This is a genomic window from Janthinobacterium woesei (genome assembly GCF_051380875.1).
Lineage (GTDB): Bacteria > Pseudomonadota > Gammaproteobacteria > Burkholderiales > Burkholderiaceae_D > Janthinobacterium.
The window spans coordinates 227,452-248,250 of record NZ_JBNYXW010000006.1; the positions used below are offsets into that span (position 1 = coordinate 227,452).

General features: G+C 61.3%; 10 protein-coding genes. 9 read left to right on the top strand and 1 reads right to left on the bottom strand.

Annotated features, from left to right (window positions below):
* Nucleotides 1-25 precede the first annotated feature (25 nt).
* The 5 genes from rpsR (at nucleotide 26) to ACQ4W6_RS08755 (ending at nucleotide 4,094) form a co-directional block, all read left to right on the top strand.
* Complete coding sequence (gene rpsR / locus ACQ4W6_RS08735; protein WP_010400024.1) at nucleotides 26-316, top strand: 30S ribosomal protein S18; 291 nt, start codon at nucleotides 26-28, stop codon at nucleotides 314-316.
* A gap of 27 nt (nucleotides 317-343) precedes the next feature.
* Nucleotides 344-799 (top strand): 50S ribosomal protein L9, encoded by a 456-nt coding sequence (gene rplI, locus ACQ4W6_RS08740; RefSeq protein ID WP_436566788.1) that lies wholly within the window; start codon nucleotides 344-346, stop codon nucleotides 797-799.
* Between the two features lie 136 nt (nucleotides 800-935).
* The gene (locus ACQ4W6_RS08745; protein WP_436566789.1) at nucleotides 936-2,321 is read left to right on the top strand and encodes a replicative DNA helicase; all 1,386 of its coding nucleotides are present in this window, start codon (nucleotides 936-938) and stop codon (nucleotides 2,319-2,321) included.
* A gap of 92 nt (nucleotides 2,322-2,413) precedes the next feature.
* The gene (locus ACQ4W6_RS08750; RefSeq protein WP_436566790.1) at nucleotides 2,414-3,040 is read left to right on the top strand and encodes a DUF47 domain-containing protein; all 627 of its coding nucleotides are present in this window, start codon (nucleotides 2,414-2,416) and stop codon (nucleotides 3,038-3,040) included.
* Nucleotides 3,041-3,080: 40 nt separating this feature from the next.
* The gene (locus tag ACQ4W6_RS08755) at nucleotides 3,081-4,094 is read left to right on the top strand and encodes an inorganic phosphate transporter (protein ID WP_436566791.1); all 1,014 of its coding nucleotides are present in this window, start codon (nucleotides 3,081-3,083) and stop codon (nucleotides 4,092-4,094) included.
* A 45-nt stretch (nucleotides 4,095-4,139) separates the two neighbouring features.
* On the opposite strand, the gene ACQ4W6_RS08760 is transcribed toward ACQ4W6_RS08755, so the two are convergent.
* Nucleotides 4,140-5,036: an MBL fold metallo-hydrolase gene (locus tag ACQ4W6_RS08760; RefSeq protein ID WP_436566792.1), complete on the bottom strand. Its 897-nt coding sequence runs from the start codon at nucleotides 5,034-5,036 to the stop codon at nucleotides 4,140-4,142.
* 188 nt (nucleotides 5,037-5,224) lie between these two features.
* On the opposite strand from ACQ4W6_RS08760, the gene ACQ4W6_RS08765 reads away from it, so the two are divergent.
* The 4 genes from ACQ4W6_RS08765 to ACQ4W6_RS08780 all read left to right on the top strand — a co-directional run bounded on the left by ACQ4W6_RS08765 (nucleotide 5,225) and on the right by ACQ4W6_RS08780 (nucleotide 20,789).
* Entirely contained in the window at nucleotides 5,225-6,847 is a 1,623-nt protein-coding gene (locus tag ACQ4W6_RS08765; RefSeq protein WP_436566851.1) for an HD domain-containing phosphohydrolase, read from the top strand.
* The gene (locus ACQ4W6_RS08770) at nucleotides 6,844-9,126 is read left to right on the top strand and encodes a CHASE2 domain-containing protein (RefSeq protein WP_436566793.1); all 2,283 of its coding nucleotides are present in this window, start codon (nucleotides 6,844-6,846) and stop codon (nucleotides 9,124-9,126) included. Before ACQ4W6_RS08765 ends, ACQ4W6_RS08770 begins: the two co-directional genes overlap by 4 nt.
* Nucleotides 9,127-9,343: 217 nt before the next feature.
* Nucleotides 9,344-10,954: a ShlB/FhaC/HecB family hemolysin secretion/activation protein gene (locus ACQ4W6_RS08775; protein ID WP_436566794.1), complete on the top strand. Its 1,611-nt coding sequence runs from the start codon at nucleotides 9,344-9,346 to the stop codon at nucleotides 10,952-10,954.
* Between the two features lie 16 nt (nucleotides 10,955-10,970).
* Entirely contained in the window at nucleotides 10,971-20,789 is a 9,819-nt protein-coding gene (locus tag ACQ4W6_RS08780) for a YDG domain-containing protein (RefSeq protein WP_436566795.1), read from the top strand.
* Nucleotides 20,790-20,799: the final 10 nt, after the last annotated feature.

Consider the following 20,799-nt stretch of genomic DNA (forward strand, 5'->3'; position numbering starts at 1 on the left):
GCATTTTTAGATACAGGAGCCTCACATGGCATTCGGTAAAAAGTTCGACAAAAATAAGCTCAAGCTTAAAGAAAAACGCAAACAGCAGAACCCGCTGTTCAAACGCAAGAAGTTCTGCCGCTTCACCGCAGCTCACGTTGAGCAAGTTGACTACAAAGACGTTGATACGCTGAAAGACTTCGTCCAAGAAAACGGCAAGATCATGCCAGCACGCCTGACCGGTACCAAGGCGCACTACCAGCGCCAAGTTGACACCGCAATCAAGCGCGCTCGCTTCCTCGCGCTGCTGCCATACACCGATCTGCACCACGCTTAATCGGTCAGATATTCCTGGAGAAGAACTATGCAAATCATTCTGTTAGAAAAAGTTGTTAACGTCGGTAACCTCGGCGAAGTCGTCAAAGTCAAAGACGGTTACGCACGTAACTTCCTGATCCCGCAACGCCTGGCACGTCGTGCTACGGCAACCGCTGTGGCTGAATTCGAAGTCAAGCGCGCCGAACTGGAAAAAGCTGCTGCTGCCAAACTGGCCGTATCGCAAGCCCAGGGCGAAAAACTGAGCGGCCTGACCGTTCAAGTTGCTCAAAAAGCTGGTGTTGATGGCCGTCTGTTCGGTTCCGTCACCAACTTCGACATCGCTGAAGCGCTGACCAAGCAAGGTTTTGCTGTTGAAAAAGCACAAATCCGTATGCCTACCGGCCCGCTGAAAGTTGTTGGCGAGCACAACGTTTCGGTTGCTCTGCACACCGACGTGGTCGTGGAAGTTGTTATCGCTGTCGTTCCAGACGCGAACGCGTAATCGTCTGTGGGCCTTGGCCCGCAAGCATTGCCGTACTATGAAAAGCCGGGTTCGCCCGGCTTTTTTTTGGCCTTTTTTTCGCTGATTTTTTGGCCTTTTTTTTTGCCCTGACGCCGAAGCGGGTATAATTCGCGTCATGAACGCCCCCTCAGATCCACAACTAGATTCCCTCCGCATTCCGCCGCATTCGATCGAAGCAGAACAATCCGTAATCGGTGGTCTGCTGCGCGACAATGCTGCGTATGACCGCATCGCCGACTTCATGCATGCGGAGGATTTCTATCGCTATGACCATCGCATCATCTTCGAGCAAATCGTCAAGATGATTAATGCCTCCAGGCCAGCCGATGTCATTACTGTTTTTGAAACCCTGACCCAGCTCGGCAAGGCCGAGGATGTGGGCGGACTCGCTTACCTGAACGCCATGGCGCAAAATACGCCATCGGCCGCCAACATCCGGCGTTACGCCGAGATCGTGCGCGACCGCGGCGTGCTGCGCAAGCTTATTACGGTGGCCGACGATATCTCCGGCACGGCCTTCAGCCCGCAGGGCAAGGAAGTCAAGCAGATGCTTGACGAGGCCGAGTCGAAGATTTTCGCCATCGCCGAAGAAGGCGCGCGCGGCGCCCAGGGCTGGACCGCCATCCAGCCCCTGCTGACGCAGGTTGTCGAACGCATCGACGAACTGTACAGCCGCGACAACCAGAGTGAAATCACGGGCGTGCCCACCGGTTTCATCGACCTTGACCGCATGACCTCCGGTCTGCAGCCGGGCGACCTGGTGATCGTGGCGGGCCGTCCATCGATGGGCAAGACGGCATTTTCCGTCAACATCGGCGAAAACGTGGCCATCGACAGCGGCTTGCCCGTGGCCGTGTTCTCGATGGAGATGGGCGGCTCTCAGCTGGCGATGCGTATGCTGGGCTCGGTTGGCCAGCTGGACCAGCACCGTCTGCGCACGGGCCGCCTGAACGACGAAGACTGGCCGCGCCTGACGAATGCGATTCAAAAGATGAACGACGCGCAGTTGTACATCGATGAAACGCCGGCGCTCAATTCCATCGAATTGCGCGCACGCTCGCGTCGCCTGTCGCGTCAATGTGGCAAGCTGGGCCTGATCATCGTCGATTACTTGCAACTGATGTCGGCCAATTCCCCTGGCGATAATCGCGCCACGGAAATTTCCGAGATTTCGCGGGGCTTGAAAGGCCTGGCGAAAGAACTCGGTTGTCCCGTGATCGCGTTGTCCCAGTTGAACCGCTCGCTGGAACAACGCCCGAACAAGCGTCCGGTGATGTCGGACTTGCGCGAATCGGGCGCTATTGAGCAAGATGCCGACGTGATCCTGTTCATTTACCGCGACGAGGTGTATAACCCCGACTCGCCCGACAAGGGAACGGCCGAAATCATCATCGGTAAACAACGTAACGGTCCAATCGGCAGCATCCGCCTCACCTTCATGGGGCAATACACCAAATTTGGTAATTACAGTGGTGGCCTGGCGCTTTACCAAGGCGACTAACACAGCAGCACTGGTATTCCATTGGCCGCCCCTTCATCAAGGGGCGGCTTTCTGTAGTAAGTAACACGACTCAATGCTTAACGGAGAATGACATGTTTGGACGCTTGATGCCCACTGAGGGCAAGTTTTTTGAATTGTTTAACCAGCACGCAGAATTGTGCGTCAAGGGCGCAAAAGAGATGCTCGGCCTGATGACCAATTTCGACGACCTGGAAAACCGCGTGCATGCGATTGAAAGCATCGAGAAGCAGGCGGACAAGGTCACCTACGCCACCGTGGAAATGCTGCACAAGACCTTCATCACGCCGATCGACCGTGACGACATCCATCAGTTGATCACGCGTCAGGACGACATCCTCGACCTGCTCGAAGATGCGGCGCAAACCGTCTCGCTGTACGACCTGAAGGCCGTGACGCCGGAAGCCAAGCGCTTGGCCGAACTGGTACTGGCTTGCACCGAGAAAGTACGCGACGCCGTCGCTTTGCTGCACAACATGGATAACTCGCGCAAGATCGTCACCATCTGCGAAGAGATCGACCGCCTGGAATCGGATGCCGATCACGTGATGCGCGCCGCCATGTCCAAACTGTTTCGCGACGAACCGGACGTGCGCAATCTGATCAAGCTCAAAGCGATCTATGAAATTCTGGAAACCGTGACAGACCGTTGCGAAGATGTGGCCAACATTATCGAAGGCATCATCGTCGAAAACGCGTAATCAGCGTCTGTCCTGAATCAGAATCAGAAAAGAAAAATCCATGCAAACCATCCAAATGAGCATTTACGTGCTAGGCCTGCTTGTCATCCTGGCACTGCTATTTGACTTCATGAACGGCTTCCACGATGCCGCCAACGCGATCGCTACGGTGGTCTCGACGGGCGTATTGAAACCGCAGACCGCGGTTGCCATGGCTGCCACCTTCAACTTTGTCGCCATTTTCGTTTTCCACCAGCTGACCGTTGCCGCCACGGTAGGCAAGGGCACGATCGACCCCGCGGTGATTGACCAATATGTCATCTTTGGCGCCTTGATGGGCGCCATCGTGTGGAACCTCGTCACTTGGTACTACGGCATTCCTTCGTCGTCCTCGCACGCCCTGATCGGCGGGCTGGTAGGCGCTGCTGTCGCCAAGTCCGGCACGGGTGCACTGATCTCGGCCGGTCTGTGGAAAGTCGTCCTGTTCATCGTGCTGTCGCCGGTGCTGGGCTTCCTGTTTGGCTCCCTGATCATGCTGCTGGTGTCCTGGATCTTCGTGCGCTCGACACCGCGCAAGGTCGATAAATGGTTCCGCCGTTTGCAACTGGTATCGGCCGCAGCGTACAGCCTGGGCCACGGCGGCAACGATGCACAAAAAACCATCGGCATCATCTGGATGCTCTTGATTGCCGCCGGCTACTCGAGCACCACCGACGCGATGCCGCCGCTGTGGGTCATCATCTCGTGCTACACGGCGATCAGCTTCGGTACGCTGTTCGGCGGCTGGCGCATCGTCAAGACCATGGGCCAAAAGATCACCAAGCTCAAACCGGTCGGCGGCTTCTGCGCCGAAACGGGCGGCGCCATCACGCTGTTCATCTCGACGGCGTTGGGCATTCCCGTCTCCACCACCCATACCATCACGGGCGCCATCGTCGGCGTCGGCTCGGCACAAAAAATGTCGGCCGTACGCTGGGGTGTTGCCGGCAACATCGTTTGGGCCTGGGTCTTCACGATTCCAGCGTCCGCGTTCGTCGCCGCGATCGCATGGTGGATTGGCCGCCATATCATGTAATGGATAGCCAACGCCAGTAAAAAGGGAGCCTCATGGCTCCCTTTTTTATGTACCAGCCAGTTCCACCGTCAGTCCCTCGCAGGCGAGGAACACCTGCAAGCCGGCCAGGCGGCTCGCATAGCGTCCCATCACGTCGGCAAACACGGCTTCCAGTTGTTCGTCGCTGCGGGTCGGTTCGTGGTGGGTGCAGTACAGGCGCCGCGCGCCGCAGCGCAGGGCCAGTTCGAAGGCGGCGTCGAAGGTGCCGTGGCCCCAGCCTTGCTTGCCAGGGTATTCCTCGCGCGTGTAGGAGCAGTCCATGATCAGCGCATCGACATTGGCGACCAGCGCGTCGATGCCGGCCTGGCGCTCGGCATTGCGCGCGGCGCATGCCGCGTGTTCGGCATGGCCGGGCGGATGCAGGTTGTAGAACGGTTCATGGTCGCCGCTGAAGAACAGCGAGGCGCCGGCGCAGTCGATGCGGTAGCCCAGGTTGACGACCGGATGGTTCATCTCGGTGCCACGCACGCACGCGCCGCCCGCCTCGATGGCGACGCCGGGCACCACGGTGCGGTACTCGATACTGGCCGCCATGGCCGCTTCGCTGACGGGAAAATAACTGTGTTGCAGTTGCACCGCCATCACGTGTTCGATGCCGCGTCCGGCGGCTGCATCGTAGGCGCCATGCAGGCGCATGCGATTGCCGGCCACGAACAGCGGCGAAAACATGGGCAGGCCGTGGATGTGGTCCCAGTGGCTGTGCGTGATGAAGACATAAGCGTCCACCGGCCGGCCGGCCGGCAGTTGCTGCGCGAGTGAAAAGATGCCGCTGCCCGCATCAAGAATGATCAGGCTATCGTTATCGGTGCGCACCTCGATGCACGTGGTATTGCCGCCATAGCGCGCCGTGCGCGGGCCCGGGGAGGGGATGGAGCCGCGTACCCCCCTGAACGTGAATTTCATTCAATACCTTGTTACTGTGTAATTATTGTTGATTCTATTCTAATTAATGGGATTGGCGGCAACATTTATGCGTGTTGCAACAGGGTAAGTTATTTCATTTTGTTGCAATTGAGTAATGTACAGCGTGTTGGGTGGCCGTTACACTGGCGCTTGCCCACATCCCTTCTCCTTACCTGATCGCCATCAACATGCCTCAGCTGCACCCTGAGAAAATCGCCCACCGGCTTGAGCAATTGACCGAACTCAGTGTCGCGCTTGGCGATCGCCTCGGTGGACAAGGACGCGATATCGGGCCGCTGTTGCAGCGCATCGTGCTGCTGGCAAAAAGCATGAGCGGTGCCGATGGCGCCACCCTGTACCGGCCCACTCTTGATGGCCGCCAGCTCGATTTCCACATCAGCGTCAACGATAGCCTGGGCATCGCGCCAGGGGCGGACATCGGCGTGCCCGGCGTGCCCCTGTTCGATGGCGCGGGCCAGCCCAACCTGGCGTCGGTGGCGGCGTATGCGGCCAATATGCGCCGCAGCGTGAATATTGCCGACGTGTATCGCGACGAGACTTTCAATTTTTCCGGCATGCGTGCTTTCGACCGCCACCATGGCTACCACACGCAATCGATCCTGACGGTGCCCATGAGCGACCACGAGGGCGACCTGATCGGCGTGCTGCAACTGGTCAATGCCAGGGATGGCGCCACGGCTCCGGTGCGTGCGTTTTCCTCGACCGACCAGCGTTTCATCGAGGCGCTGGCGGCGCAGGCGGGCGTGGCGCTGACGAATCAATTGCTGATTTCGCAGCTGGAAGAGTTGCTCGAATCGCTGGTCACCCTGATCAATATCGGCATCGATGAAAAGTCGCCGTACACGGGGCGCCACTGCCAGTTCGTGCCCGAGCTGACGATGCTGCTGGCCGACGCTGCGCACGCCATGCAAACGGGGCCGCTGGCCGATTTCCGGCTCAGCGAGAATGAACGCAAGCAGCTCTGGCTGGCCGGCCTGCTGCACGATTGCGGCAAGATCACCACGCCTGTGCACGTGGTCGACAAGGCCACCAAGCTGGAAACCATTTTTGACCGCATCGCGCTGATCGATACGCGCTACGAAGTGCTGCTGCGCGACGCCGAGATCGCGGCCTTGCGCCAGCAGGCAGCGCAGCCGCAGCAGCGTGAGGCCATCGCCCATGCGCTGGAGCGCGAGCAAGCCGCGCTGCGCGAAGAGCGCGACTTCATCCGCACAGTGAACATTGGCGGCGAAAGCATGGCGCAGGCCGACCAGGAGCGCGTGCGGCAGATCGCCAAGCGCCGCTGGCGCGCGTTTGACGGCGAGCTGCGCGATTTCCTCGACGCCGACGAGACGGAAAATCTGACCATCCGCGCGGGCACCCTGACGGTGGCCGAGCGGGCTATCGTCAACAACCATATCAGCGTCTCGATCCGCATGCTCGAAGCGCTGCCGTGGCCCAAGCATCTGCAAAAAGTACCGGAGTATGCGGGCGGCCACCATGAGCGCATGGATGGCAAGGGCTATCCGCGCGGCCTGACGAAAGAGCAGATGTCGGTGCCGGCGCGCCTGATGGCCATCGCCGACATTTTCGAGGCGCTGACGGCGCGCGACCGGCCCTACAAGAAGGGGAAATCGCTGTCTGAATCGCTGCGTATCCTGGGTAATTTCAGCCTGAATGGACATATCGATCCGGAGCTGTTCGACGTGTTCATCCGCAGCAAAGTTTACCTGGCTTTCGCTGAAAAGCACATGCACCCGAGCCAGATCGATGCCGTCGACGAGGCGTCCATTCCGGGCTACACCCCGTGAAGCAGGCCTGGCGCGCGGCGCTGGCGCCCATCTTGCGCAGGCATGGCGCGCGCGCGCTGCTGGGCGTGCTCGTGAGCGTGGCGGCCGCCATCCTTTGCCTGGCCGGCAATGAGAATATCGCGCGGTTTGACGCCATGCTGGGCGACTGGCGCATGCGCGCCGAAACGCCGCAGCTGGACAAGCGCATCGTCATCGTCGATATCGATGAAAAAAGCCTGGCCCAGGTGGGCCGTTTTCCGTGGAGCCGCGACATCCAGGCGCGCCTGGTGCGCCAGCTCACTCGCCATTATGGCGTGGCCGCGCTGGGCTTTGACATCTCGTTTCCCGAAGCCGATACCAGCTCCGGCTATGCCGTGCTGCAGGCACTGGCGCACGGCGAGCTGGCCGGCGTGGCGGGCCTGCCGGCGCAGCTGGAAAAGTTGCGCCCGGCCATGGATTACGACGGCCTGTTTGCCAGCGCCATGCGCGGCCAGCCCGTGGTGCTGGGCTACAGCGTCTCGGAGCGGCAAACCAAGGGCGTGCTGCCCAAGCCTGCCTTTAGCGTGGCCGACCTGAATGGACGCGCCGTGACGGCGTATGTGGCGCGCGGCTACGAAGCCAATATTGCGCTGCTGCAGGCGGCTGCGCAAGGCGCCGGCATCTTCACGGCGCTGACCGATGCCGATGGCGTGCTGCGTTCGTCGACTTTGCTGCAGCGCATCGGCGACGGCTACTATCCTTCGCTGTCGCTGGCCACTGCCGCCGTCTACCTGCAGGCGCGCGCCATCGCCCCCAGCTTTACGCGCACGGCCGACAGCCTGTCGGCGCGCCAGCTGGACAACGCGGGCCTGGAACATATCGTGCTGTTCACCGCGCGCGGCGCCACGCCGATCCCCGTTGGAGAAGCCTTGACCACCACGGTGCAGTTCCGTGGCACTGGTGGCCCCGATGGCGGCGCGTTTCGCTATGTGTCGGCGTCCGATGTGCTGGCCGGCAGCGTGCCGCCTGCGCTGCTGCAGGGCGCCCTGGTGCTGGTCGGCACCACGGCGCCCGGCTTGAACGATATCCGCGCCACGCCCGTGAATGCGCAATACCCGGGAGTGGAGGTGCACGCCAACCTGATCAAGTCCATTCTCGATGGCCGCTTCAAGGCGCGCCCCGACTACGCGCTGGCGTTCGAGCTGGTGCAGATCGTGCTGTCTGGCATGCTGCTCGCTGGTGCGCTGGCCGTGCTGCCGCCGGCCGGCGTGATGCTGGTGACGCTGGGTGCGCTGGCGCTCACCATCGCCATCAACCTTTACCTGTACGCGGTGCGCGATCTGGTGCTGGGCAGCGCCGTGGTGCTGCTGCTGATCGTCGCGCTGTTCATCGTCAACCTGGCCTGGGGTTACTTTTTCGAGGTGCGCAAGGGGCGCGCGCTGGTGGCGCGCTTCGGTGAATATGTGGCGCCCGAACTGGTGGCCGAGATGGCTGACAACCCGCAGCGCTACACCATGGATGGCGAGAATCGCGAACTGACGGTGCTGTTTGCCGACGTGCGCGGCTTTACGGCCATTTCCGAGCAACTGGCGCCAGCCACGCTGCGCGAATACATCAACGAGTACCTGACGGCCATGTCGCACGATATCCGCGACAGCCATGGCGGCACGCTGGATAAATACATCGGCGACGCCGTGATGGCCTTCTGGGGCGCGCCGGTGGCCTTTTCCGACCATGCCAGCCGCGCCGTGGCCAGCGCGCTGCTGATGCAGCGCAGTGCGGCGCGCTTGAACCAGCAGTTCACAGAGCGCGGCTGGCCGCCGCTGCGCATCGGCATCGGCATCAATACGGGTTCCATGCATGTGGGCGACATGGGCTCGCGCATTCGCCGCGCCTATACCGTGATGGGCGACAGCGTGAACCTGGCTTCGCGCCTGGAAGGCGCCAGCAAACGCTATGGCGTGGACATCGTCGTGGGCGCCGCCACGCGCGCGGCCGCGCCCGAATTCCTGTACCGCGAACTGGACCTGATACGCGTGCTGGGCAAGCAGGAAGCGGTGGCAATCTTCGAGCCGCGCTGCCTGCTGGCCGATGCCGCTGCGGTAGAGCCGGCCGAACTGGCGCAACTGGCGCGCTGGCATGCGGCATTGGACCGGCTGCGCGCGCGCGACTGGCACGCCGCCGCCGTCCTGATCGCGCAATTGCAGGCCGATTTCCCAAACGATGGCTTGTATCGCCTGTATGCGGCGCGCGTGGAGCGCTACTGCCGCACGCCGCCCGCCGCCGGCTGGGATGGCGTGACGGCACTGGATAGCAAATGAGTAGCGGACGACAGGTAAAATGTTGTTGATTAAATTACATTTCTCCCTTGTGCGCACAATGTATGCTGCGCTGCGATGAAAATCGTGCCAAAAACGTTAGAAATTTCTGACTAGAAACTAAAAGCCGTCTAAAATTTGTCTTCAATCCATTGCTGGACACGCTGCCGCTGGCGCCTGCGGGCCGCGCGCTGGTCCGGCTACACAAGAAATCCTTCACATGACATATCGTTTGGTGCACCTGCTTGCGGGTTCCGCGCTGCTGTTCGCCGTCGGCGCCACCGGCGCTGCCGTTTCCATGAGTGAGGCCGGGCCGGTGACGCTGGACGATGGCGTGCCGCGTTTCGACATCAGCCGTTTTGACGTGCAGGGCAATACCTTGCTCGGCGAGACCCAGGTGCAAGCGCTGCTGGCCCCGTTCACGGGCCGCCAGCGTGATTTTTCCGACATCGCCCGCGCCGTCGAGGCGCTGGAAAACGCCTACCGCGCGCGTGGCTACAGCACCGTGCAGGTGCAATTGCCCGAGCAGGAGCTGGAGCAGGGCATAGTGCGCCTGAGCGTGTTGCAAACGCCGCTGGGCAAGCTGGACATCAGTGGCAATACGCATGTCGACGACGCCAACGTGCGGCGTGCCTTGCCGGCCCTGCGCGAAAGCGAGACGCCGAATCTGCACGCCCTGTCGCAAAGCCTGAAACTGGCCAATGAAAATCCGGCGCGCAAGATCGAAGTGCGCCTGCAAGCCGACGAGCAGGCGGGGGCCATCGACGCCATCGTCACGGTAGCCGACGAAGCGGCCTGGAAAGCCATGCTCAACGTGGACAATACGGGCAATGCGCAGACGGGCAAGACGCACGTGGGCGTGGTGTTGCAGCACGCCAACCTGTGGGGCCGCGACCATGTTGCCAGCTTGCAATATACGAGCAGCCTGGAAAACCCGGACAAGGTCGGCGTGTATGGCGCGGGCTACCATTTGCCGCTGTACGCATTGGGCGACTCGATGGACTTTTTCGCCAGTTATTCGAACGTCGATTCGGGCAGCGTCTCGGCCGGCATCTTTGATCTGGCCGTCAGCGGCCAGGGCAGCATGGCCGGCATCCGTTACAACCAGAACTTTGCCCGCCGTGACGATTTCGAACCCAAGCTGGTGTACGGCATCGATTACAAGGCTTACCGCAACAGCGTGCAACTGTTCGGCATGGAGCTCGGTGCCAACGTGACGGTGCACCCGCTCAGCGTCAGCTACATCGGCGCCTGGAGCCTGCCCACCGGGGAGACCAGCGTGGCCCTCACGTTCGCGCACAACTTTCCAGGCGGCAAGCACGGCGCGCAAGCCGATTTCGACCTTGTGCGCACGCATGCCAAGGCTGCCTACAACACCTTGCGCCTGAGCGCCAGCACGGGCCGCGTGCTGAGCAACGATTGGCAATGGCGCGCTCTGATCAACGCGCAGGTGACGCCGGATGCGCTGGTGCCGGGCGAGCAGTTCGGCGCCGGCGGCGCGTCGTCCGTGCGCGGGTTTGCCGAGCGCGAGGTGTCGAATGATTCCGGCGCCAGCCTGAACCTGGAACTGTACACGCCGAACTGGTGCGGCCAGGCGCTGGGCTATCAATGCCGCGCGCTGGCCTTTTATGACACGGCCGGGCTGCGCCGCAATCATGCGCTGCCCGGCGAAAGCCATTCACAGGGTATCGGCAGCGCCGGGCTCGGCATGCGTTTGATGCTCAGCCGCTACGCCAATGTGCAGCTCGATTACGCCCATGTCGTCAATGGCGGCGACACGGGACAGCGGGACGCCAACCGTTTGCATTTCCGCCTTGCCTTGGCTTACTAGTATCAGGATGAACATCATGCATAACCATGTCCACCACGCCTCCGTTTCCGCCCTGACGCTGCCGCTGTATGGGCCGCCCTTGCGCCGCACGGCACTGGCGCTGCTGCTGGCCACCTGCTTCGGCGCGGCGCAGGCCAATCCCGCCTTGCCGCAGGTGGTCAATGGACAGGCGACGTTCAATCAGCAAGGCAATATCTTCTCGATCACGAACACGCCCAACACCATCATCAATTGGCAGAGTTTTTCCATCCACGCGGGCGAAATCACGCGCTTCATCCAGGAAAACGGCAATAGCGCCGTACTCAACCGCATCACGGGACAAGATCCCAGCAAGATCCTGGGCGCGCTGGAATCGAACGGCAAGGTGTTCCTGATCAACCCGAACGGCATCGTTTTTGGCCAGGGCGCGAGAGTGGACGTGAATGGCCTGGTGGCGTCCAGCCTGGGCATCTCGAATGAAGATTTTTTGGCTGGCAAGCGCCAGTTTACGGCAGGTAGCACAGCCGGCGCCGTCAGCAATGCGGGCGCCATCCGCGCCGGTTCCGGCGGGCAAGTATTGCTGATCGCGCCCAACGTGGAAAATACCGGCATCATCACGGCGCCAAATGGCGAAGTGATCCTGGCGGCCGGGCGCAGCGTGCAACTGGCAGACCCCGGCAATCCGCAATTGCGCGTGCTGGTATCGGCGCCTGCTGACCAGGCGCTGAACCTGGGCCAGATCATCGCCCAGGGCGGCAGCATTGGCATGGCCGGCGCGCTGGTCAGCCAGCGTGGCGTGCTCAACGCGAACAGCGCCGTCGTTGGGCAAAACGGCAAGATCGTGCTCAAGGCCAGCGGCCAGACGGTATTGTCGACCGGCAGCGTGACGTCGGCCACGGGCGCGGGCCAGGGCGGTGAGGTCCAGGTGCTGGGTGACCAGGTAGGCCTGTTCGGCGATGCGAAAATCGACGCCAGCGGCGGCACGGGCGGCGGCACGGTTTTGCTGGGCGGCGACTATCAGGGTAAGAACGCGGCCGTGCAGAATGCGCGCCAGGTGGTGCTCGGCAAGGATGCCAGCGTCAATGCCGACGCCGTCAACAGCGGCAAGGGCGGCAAGGTCATCGCCTGGGGCGACGAGTCGGCGCAGGTACACGGCAGCATTTCCGCGCGCGGCGGCGCGCAAGGCGGCGATGGCGGCTTCGTCGAAACGTCGGGCCATTATCTGGCGGTCGATGGCATCCGCGTCGACACGCGCGCGCGCTCGGGTCACGGCAAGACGGGCGACTGGCTGCTTGATCCTTATGATATCGATGTGATTTATGGCACTGGCGGCAGCCTGGATGCTGTCGATAGTTTCAGTGAGGGCACGCCAAGCGTCTCAACCTCCATCGGTGCCGACACCATCGCCGACGCCGACGCCAATGTCATCTTGCAGGCCACGCACCGCATCAATTTTAGCAACCCTATTTCGATGAGGAAATCTGGCGTCGGCCTGACCGCCATCGCTGGCGAGACGATCAACGTCTACGCTCCCATCACCACGCTCGGTGGGGCGGTCAAGCTGTCGGCCAATGATGCGAGCGCCGGAGTAGGATCGGCGCCCGGCTCGCTGATCCAGTTGAATGCGGCCATCACAACCGGCAATGGCGGCGTGATACTGTCTGGCGCCAGCGTGCAGGGCGCTGGCGCGGTCAATGTCGGCACCGGCAACCTGAACATTGTCTCCAACTATGCAGGCGGCAAGATCGCGTTGTCGGGCACGGGCGTGCAATTGAAAGGCAGCGGCGTTGCGAACCAGGTAGTTAGCTTGCAGGCGGACAATGTGAGTCTCGGCGGCGGCATAGATTTCGGCGGCACGGCGGGCAGCGCGCATGTGGCCATCACGCCACCGAACGCCTTGCTCAAGCTGGACCTGGGGGCACTGGCCACCATCTCGGCGGCATCGCTGACCATCGGCGACGGCGCGAACACAGGCGGCATGCAAATATCAGGCTCCCTCGTCACGACGGGTGACCTGCACCTTAATTCGGGCTCGCCGATTACGACCACGGGCGCCGTGTCGGTGGGTGGCACGTTTGTGCTCGACGCCGGCGCCTGGATGCAAAATGCGGCCAGTTTGCCGACTTTTTCCGCCGGAAAATTTACCATCGCGCCGACCGCCAGTTTCTTGCGCGTCATCGGTGGCACTGGCGACGCGGGCACGCCATATGGCATCGCCGATATCTATGGTTTGCAAGGCATCGGCAGCTTGGTACTGGGCAACAGCTATCGCCTGGCGGGCAATATCGACGCCAGCGGCACGCTGAACTGGAACGGTGGCAAGGGTTTTGTGCCCATCGCAGGTGGCGGCGCGGCATACTCCGGCGTCTTCGATGGCGGTGGTTTTGCCATCAGCAGCCTGACTATCGATGGCAGCGCGTTGTCCGACTCGCCGGCAGGCCTGTTCGGCACCTTGCAGGGCGGCACCTTGCGCAACCTGAGCCTGAACGGCGGCAGCGTGTCCGGCATCGCCAATGTGGGCGCGCTGGTGGGGAATGTTATCAGTGGCACGATCGAGAACGTCAGCAGCAGCGCCGCCGTCAGCGGCCGGAGCAATGTAGGTGGTTTGGTCGGGCGAAATGGCGGCAGCATCAGCAACGCCTACGCCACCGGCACCGTCGGGGCGCTGGCCAATAGCGGCTCGCAGGTGACACAGGCAAACCTGGGCGGATTGATCGGCTGGAACGCGGCGGGCGGCAATGTCAGCAATGTCTACAGCACTGGCGCCGTGGCCGGCAATGATTTTACCGCCAACACGGTTGGCGGACTGGTCGGTCGCGGCGATGCGAACGTGGTCCACGGCTACTGGAATGTTGATACGGCCGGCATTGCGCTGGATCAAGGCGGTGCTACGGGCCTGAACAATGCGCAGATGCAGCAGCAGGGTAGCTTTGGCGGTTTTGATTTCAGCAGCGTCTGGCGCATCTACGACGGTAACACGATGCCGATGCTGAAGGCGTTCCTGAAGCCCCTGCGAGTCGATATAACGGACAATGCGAGTGGCAAGGTCTACGATGGAAATGTGGCCAGCTTCCTCGGCACCTTGGCTTACGCGGGTTTGCTGGACGGCGATACAGGCGTCAATGGTAGCCTCAGTTACGGAAACAATGCGCGCAATGTAGGCAACTACGGCTTGACGGGCCTGTGGTCGACCAAATACGACATCGCCCTGAATGGCACGACCACTTTTGACATCACGGCGCGCGTCCTGAACGTCACCTTGAGCGGCGTCAACAAGACCTATGACGGCACGACGGGTGCGCTGGTCAATTTTGGCGATGACAGGATTACCGGCGATGCCCTGACGGTGGCGGGCAGTGCAGTCTTCGGCGACAAGAACGTGGGCGTGGCCAAAACCGTCAACGTGACGAATGTGGCGTTGGGCGGCGCCGATGCGGGCAATTATGTGCTGGGCGCCAATGCCGGCAGCACCACGGCCGATATTACGGCGCGCACCCTGAACGTCAGTTTTGGCGGCGTCAACAAAACCTATGACGGCACGACGGGCACCGTGGTCACGATCGGCGATGACCGCATCGGCGGCGACACGCTGACGGTGGTGGCCAATGCAGCCTTCGGCGACAAGAATGCGGGTACTGGAAAAGCCGTCAATGTGACGAACGTGGCATTGGGCGGGCTTGATGCGGGCAATTACGTGCTGAATGCCAATAGCGGCAGCACAACGGCTGATATCGCCGCGCGCACCCTGAACGTCACCTTGAGTGGCGTCAACAAGACCTATGACGGTACGACGGACGCCGTAGTCACCATCGGCGACGACCGCATCGGCGGCGACATGCTGACGGTGGCGGCCAATGCAGCATTTGGCGACAAGAATGTGGGCACCGGCAAGGTCGTCAACGTCACGCAGGTCGGCCTGAGTGGTGCCGATGCAGGCAACTATGTCATCAACGCACACACGGACAACGTCACGTCCGACATCACTGCGCGCCTCTTGAATTACGGTGTCTTGGGCGCGCAAAGCCGCGTCTACGATGGCACGAAATATGCTGCGTTGAATGGCTATTTCGAAGGACTGGTGCCAGGCGACCAGGTCAGCATGGCCGGTTTGCTGGGCAACTTCCGCGACAAGAACGTTGGCAACGGCAAGATTGTTGATTATCAGGTGGCGACAGGGCACCTGACGGGGCAGGACGCGGGCAACTATGTGCTTAACGGGGGCGCCGGCAGCACCACGGCCGATATTACGGCGCGCACCCTGAACGTCAGTTTTGGCGGCGTCAACAAAACCTATGATGGCACGACGGGTGCATTGGTCAATTTTGGCGATGACAGGATTACCGGCGATGCGTTGACGGTGGCAGGCAGCGCAGCCTTCGGCAACAAGAATGCAGGTGTGAGCAAGAGCGTCAACGTGACGAATGTGGCATTAGGCGGCGCCGATGCGGGTAATTACGTGCTGAATGCCAATAGCGGCAGCACAACGGCTGATATCGCCGCGCGCACCCTGAACGTCACCTTGAGTGGCGTCAACAAGACCTATGACGGTACGACGGACGCCGTAGTCACCATCGGCGACGACCGCATCGGCGGCGACATGCTGACGGTGGCGGCCAATGCAGCATTTGGCGACAAGAACGTGGGCACGGGCAAGGTCGTCAATGTCACGCAGGTCGGCCTGAGTGGTGCCGATGCAGGCAACTATGTCATCAACGCACACACGGCCAACGTCACGTCCGACATCACTGCTCGCCTCTTGAATTACGGTGTCCTGGGCGCGCAAAGCCGCGTCTACGATGGGACGAAATATGCTGCGTTGAATGGCTATTTCGAAGGACTGGCGCCTGGAGACCAGGTCAGCATGGCCGGTTTGCTGGGCAACTTCCGCGACAAGAACGTTGGCAATGGCAAGATTGTTGATTATCAGGTGGCGACAGGGCACCTGACGGGGCAGGACGCGGGCAACTATGTGCTTAACGGGGGCGCCGGCAGCACCACGGCCGATATTACGGCGCGCACCCTGAACGTCAGTTTTGGCGGCGTTAACAAAACCTATGATGGCACGACGGGTGCATTGGTCAATTTTGGCGATGACAGGATTACCGGCGATGCGTTGACGGTAGCAGGCAGCGCAGCCTTCGGCGACAAGAACGCGGGCACGGGCAAGACGGTCAACGTCTCGAATGTAGTGTTGAACGGCGGTGATGCGGGAAATTATGTGCTGGGCGCCAATACTGGCAGCACCACGGCCGATATCGGCGCGCGCACCCTGAACGTCACTTTGAACGGCGTCAACAAGACCTATGACGGCATGACAGGCGCATTGGTCAATTTTGGCGATGACAGGATTACCGGCGATGCGTTGACGGTGGCAGGCAGCGCAGCCTTCGGTGACAAGAACGCGGGTATTGGAAAATCCGTCAATGTGACGAATCTGGGCCTGAACGGCGTTGATGCGGGCAACTATGTGCTGGGCGCCAATACCGGCAGCACCACGGCCGATATCACGGCGCGCACCCTGAAAGTCACCTTGAACGGCGTCAACAAGACTTATGACGGTACGACGGGTGCGCTGGTCAATTTTAGCGATGACAGGATTACCGGCGATGCCCTGACGGTAGCAGGCAATGCAGCCTTCGGCGACAAGAATGCAGGTGTGGGCAAGAGCGTCAACGTGACGAATGTAGTGTTGGGCGGCGGCGATGCGGGAAATTATGTGCTGGGCGCCAATACCGGCAGCACCACGGCCGATATCGGCGCGCGCACCCTGAACGTCACCTTGAACGGCGTCAACAAGACCTATGACGGCACGACGGGCGCATTGGTTAACTTTGGCGATGACAGGATTACCGGCGATGCCCTGACGGTAGCAGGCAGCGCAGCCTTCGGCAACAAGAATGCGGGTATTGGAAAAACCGTCAACGTGACGAATCTGGGCCTGAACGGCGCCGATGCGGGCAATTATGTGCTGGGTGCCAATAGTGGCAGCACCACGGCCGATATCGGCGCGCGCACCCTGAACGTCACCTTGAGCGGCGTCAACAAGACCTATGACGGCACGACGGGTTCATTGGTCAATTTTGGCGATGACAGGATTACCGGCGATGCCCTGACGGTAGCAGGCAATGCAGCCTTCGGCGACAAGAATGCAGGTGTGGGCAAGAGCGTCAACGTGACGAATGTAGTGTTGGGCGGCGGCGATGCGGGAAATTATGTGCTGGGCGCCAATACCGGCAGCACCACGGCCGATATCGGCGCGCGCACCCTGAACGTCACCTTGAACGGCGTCAACAAGACCTATGATGGCACGACGGGTGCGCTGGTCAATTTTGGCGATGACCGCATCCAGGGCGACGCCCTGACGGTGGCGGGCAGCGCCGCCTTCGGCGACAAGAATGCGGGTATTGGGAAAACCGTCAATGTGACGAATGTAGTGTTGGGCGGCGGCGATGCGGGTAATTATGTGCTGAACGCCAATAGTGGCACTACCACGGCCGATATCGCTGCGCGCACCCTCAACGTCACTTTGAGCGGCGTGAACAAGACCTATGATGGCACGATGGGCGCATTGGTCAACTTTGGCGATGACAGGATTACCGGCGATGCCCTGACGGTAGCGGCCAGTGCGGCGTTTGGCGACAAGAACGCGGGCGTGGCCAAAACCGTCAATGTGACGAATCTGGGCCTGAACGGCGGCGATGCGGGAAATTATGTGCTGAACGCCAATAGTGGCAGCACCACGGCCGATATCGGCGCGCGTACCCTGAGCGTCACCTTGAGCGGCGTCAACAAGACCTATGACGGTACGACGGGTGCGCTGGTCAATTTTAGCGATGACAGGATTACCGGCGATGCGCTGACGGTGGCGGCTAATGCGGCGTTTGGCGACAAGAACGCGGGCACGGGCAAGAGCGTCAACGTCTCGAATGTAGTCTTGGGCGGCGGCGATGCGGGTAATTATGTGCTGAACGCCAATAGTGGCAGCACCACGGCCGATATCACGGCGCGCACTTTGAACGTCACCTCGAGCGGCGTCAACAAGACCTATGACGGCACGACGGGTTCATTGGTCAATTTTGGCGATGACCGCATCCAGGGCGACGCCCTGACGGTGGCGGGCAGCGCCGCCTTCGGCGACAAGAATGCGGGTATTGGGAAAACCGTCAATGTGACGAATGTAGTGTTGGGCGGCGGCGATGCGGGTAATTATGTGCTGAACGCCAATAGTGGCACTACCACGGCCGATATCGCTGCGCGCACCCTCAACGTCACTTTGAGCGGCGTGAACAAGACCTATGATGGCACGATGGGCGCATTGGTCAACTTTGGCGATGACAGGATTACCGGCGATGCCCTGACGGTGGCGGGCAGCGCCGCCTTCGGCGACAAGAATGCGGGTATTGGGAAAACCGTCAATGTGACGAATCTGGGCCTGAACGGCGTTGATGCGGGAAATTATGTGCTGGGCGCCAATACTGGCACCACCACGGCCGATATCGGCGCGCGCACCCTGAACGTCACCTTGAGCGGCGTCAACAAAACCTATGATGGCACGACGGGCGCATTGGTCAATTTTGGCGATGACAGGATTACCGGCGATGCGTTGACGGTAGCAGGCAATGCAGCCTTCGGCGACAAGAATGCAGGTGTGGGCAAGAGCGTCAACGTCTCGAATGTAGTCTTGGGCGGCGGCGATGCGGGCAACTATGTGCTGGGCGCCAGTAGTGGCAGCACCACGGCCGATATTGCTGCGCGTACCCTGAACGTCAATTTGAGCGGCGTCAACAAAACCTATGATGGCACGACGGGCGCATTGGTCAATTTTGGCGATGACAGGATTACCGGCGATGCACTGGCGGTGGCTGGCAATGCTGCGTTTGGCGACAAGAATGCGGGCACGGGCAAGACGGTCAATGTGACGAATGTGGCGTTCGGCGGCGCCGATGCAGGCAATTATGTACTGGGCGCCAATACTGGCAGCACCACGGCCAATATCGCCGCGCGCGCCTTGAACCTGTCTGGCGTGGCCAGCAACAAAGTCTACGATGGCACGACGGGCGCCAGCGTGACCTTGGCTGATGACCGCATCGCCGGCGATAGCCTGGGCGTCAGGGCAGTAGCCAATTTCGCGGACAAGAATGCGGGCACTGGCAAGGCCGTCAGCCTGAGCGGCGCGGCACTGACGGGCGCTGACGCAGGCAATTACTTTATCGTCTTGCCGACAGGATTGTTGGCCAGCATCACGCCGGCCGGCCTGACCTTGGCCGGCTTGAATGCCGGTAACAAGGTGTATGACGGCACGACCAGCGCTGTTGTCAGCGCCACGGCGAATGGTGTGCTGGGTCAGGATGTGGTCAGCGTGGTGGGCGGCAGCGGAAATTTTGCCGACCGTAATGCCGGTGCCGGCAAGCAAGTCACGCTTAGCGGCTTCCGTCTGGCGGGCGCCGACGCGGGTAATTACACCCTGGAGACGACAGGCGGCACGACACAGGCATCGATTGCGCAAAAGCAATTATCAACCTGGGTCGGCAGCGGCAACGGCTTGTGGAGCGATGCGGCCAATTGGGACGGTGGCGTCGTGCCAGAAGGCGCCAATGTGCTGGCCGTGGATTTTTCCCGCAGCAACGGCGTCGTCACCTACAGCGCGGCGGCCGGCAGCACCATCCTGAAAAATCTGAACTCGGCGACGGGCTTGCTGCTGACGGGCGGTAGCTTGACGCTGGGCGCCAGCGTGCTGGATCGTTCCGTGCTGAGCGGCTTGGCTGGCCTGGAAATCAGCGGCGGCAACCTGTTGCTGAACGGCAGCTTGTCGGCCGACCGTTATGCGCAAAGCGGCGGCATGTTGAGCGGCAACGGTAATCTTGCCATCGCCAACCAGTTCAGCCAGGCGGCCGGCGTCATCAACCTGGCGGGCCAGCTGGCCATCAGCCAGGCCAGCGGCGACCTGCGCTTTGCCAGCCTGACGGCGAACGAGGTGCGCCTGAGCGCACTGAACGGCGCCATTTCGCAGGACGGTGCGCTGGTCGCCGCCAGCGTGGATGTGCAGGCGCAAAACGGCGTGGTGTTGGGCAATGCGGGCAACCAGGTGGGTAGTTTTACCGCCAGCAATCGCGCAGGCGGCGGCATTGTGCTCAATAATACCTCGGCGCCGGGTACGCTGGTACTTGGCTCGCTCAGCACGGGCGCCGGTAATATCGCCATCGACAATACGGGGGCATTGTCTGCCGGTAATATCAATGCCAATGGCGGCAATGTGACGCTGGCGGCGCACAGTCCGGTCAGCGTGAACGGCAAGATTGAGGGCAACGATATTGCGATCAATGCCAGCACGGATGTGGTGCTGGCCGATGGCGCGCGCTTGACGGCGGCCCGTGACGTCAGCCTGACGGCGGGACGCGGCATTAGCGTCGAGGGCAATGCGAGCGTGGCCAGCGGCGGCAATGTCACGGCCAGCGCTGGCGACAGCGTGCGCTTTGCGGGGACTGCCAGTTTTACGCTGCCGGCTGCATCGGGCATGAGTTTGCTGGCCAAGGCTGGCAGCATCACGGGGGCATCGGGCGTGCGCATCAACCGCCAGCGCGCCAATGTGAGCATGATGGCGCCAAACGGCACGGTAGACATGCCAGACGCGATCTTCCTGCCCACCACGACTATCAGCGTGCCCGTCGGCGTCTCCAACACGATCGCGGCCATTATCAAGCAGTCGGACCGGGCCGCCGATGCGGCCCCGCCAAGTTTGCCGGGCAGCACCCGAGCCGATGACAAGAAAACGGACAGCAAGGACGTAGCAGATGCCAAAGATAACTCAACAGGATACAAATACGATGAAGCACCTAAAAAAACGTATTGCAACTAACCTTGCAAGG

Excerpts from the sequence above, each read along its gene's own strand:
- rpsR (WP_010400024.1), top strand. The coding sequence starts at position 26 with ATGGCATTCGGTAAAAAGTTCGACAAAAATAAGCTCAAGCTTAAAGAA.
- ACQ4W6_RS08780 (WP_436566795.1), top strand. The coding sequence starts at position 10,971 with ATGCATAACCATGTCCACCACGCCTCCGTTTCCGCCCTGACGCTGCCG.
- ACQ4W6_RS08750 (WP_436566790.1), top strand. The coding sequence starts at position 2,414 with ATGTTTGGACGCTTGATGCCCACTGAGGGCAAGTTTTTTGAATTGTTT.
- ACQ4W6_RS08765 (WP_436566851.1), top strand. The coding sequence starts at position 5,225 with ATGCCTCAGCTGCACCCTGAGAAAATCGCCCACCGGCTTGAGCAATTG.
- rplI (WP_436566788.1), top strand. The coding sequence starts at position 344 with ATGCAAATCATTCTGTTAGAAAAAGTTGTTAACGTCGGTAACCTCGGC.
- ACQ4W6_RS08745 (WP_436566789.1), top strand. The coding sequence starts at position 936 with ATGAACGCCCCCTCAGATCCACAACTAGATTCCCTCCGCATTCCGCCG.
- ACQ4W6_RS08775 (WP_436566794.1), top strand. The coding sequence starts at position 9,344 with ATGACATATCGTTTGGTGCACCTGCTTGCGGGTTCCGCGCTGCTGTTC.
- ACQ4W6_RS08755 (WP_436566791.1), top strand. The coding sequence starts at position 3,081 with ATGCAAACCATCCAAATGAGCATTTACGTGCTAGGCCTGCTTGTCATC.
- ACQ4W6_RS08760 (WP_436566792.1), bottom strand. The coding sequence starts at position 5,036 with ATGAAATTCACGTTCAGGGGGGTACGCGGCTCCATCCCCTCCCCGGGC.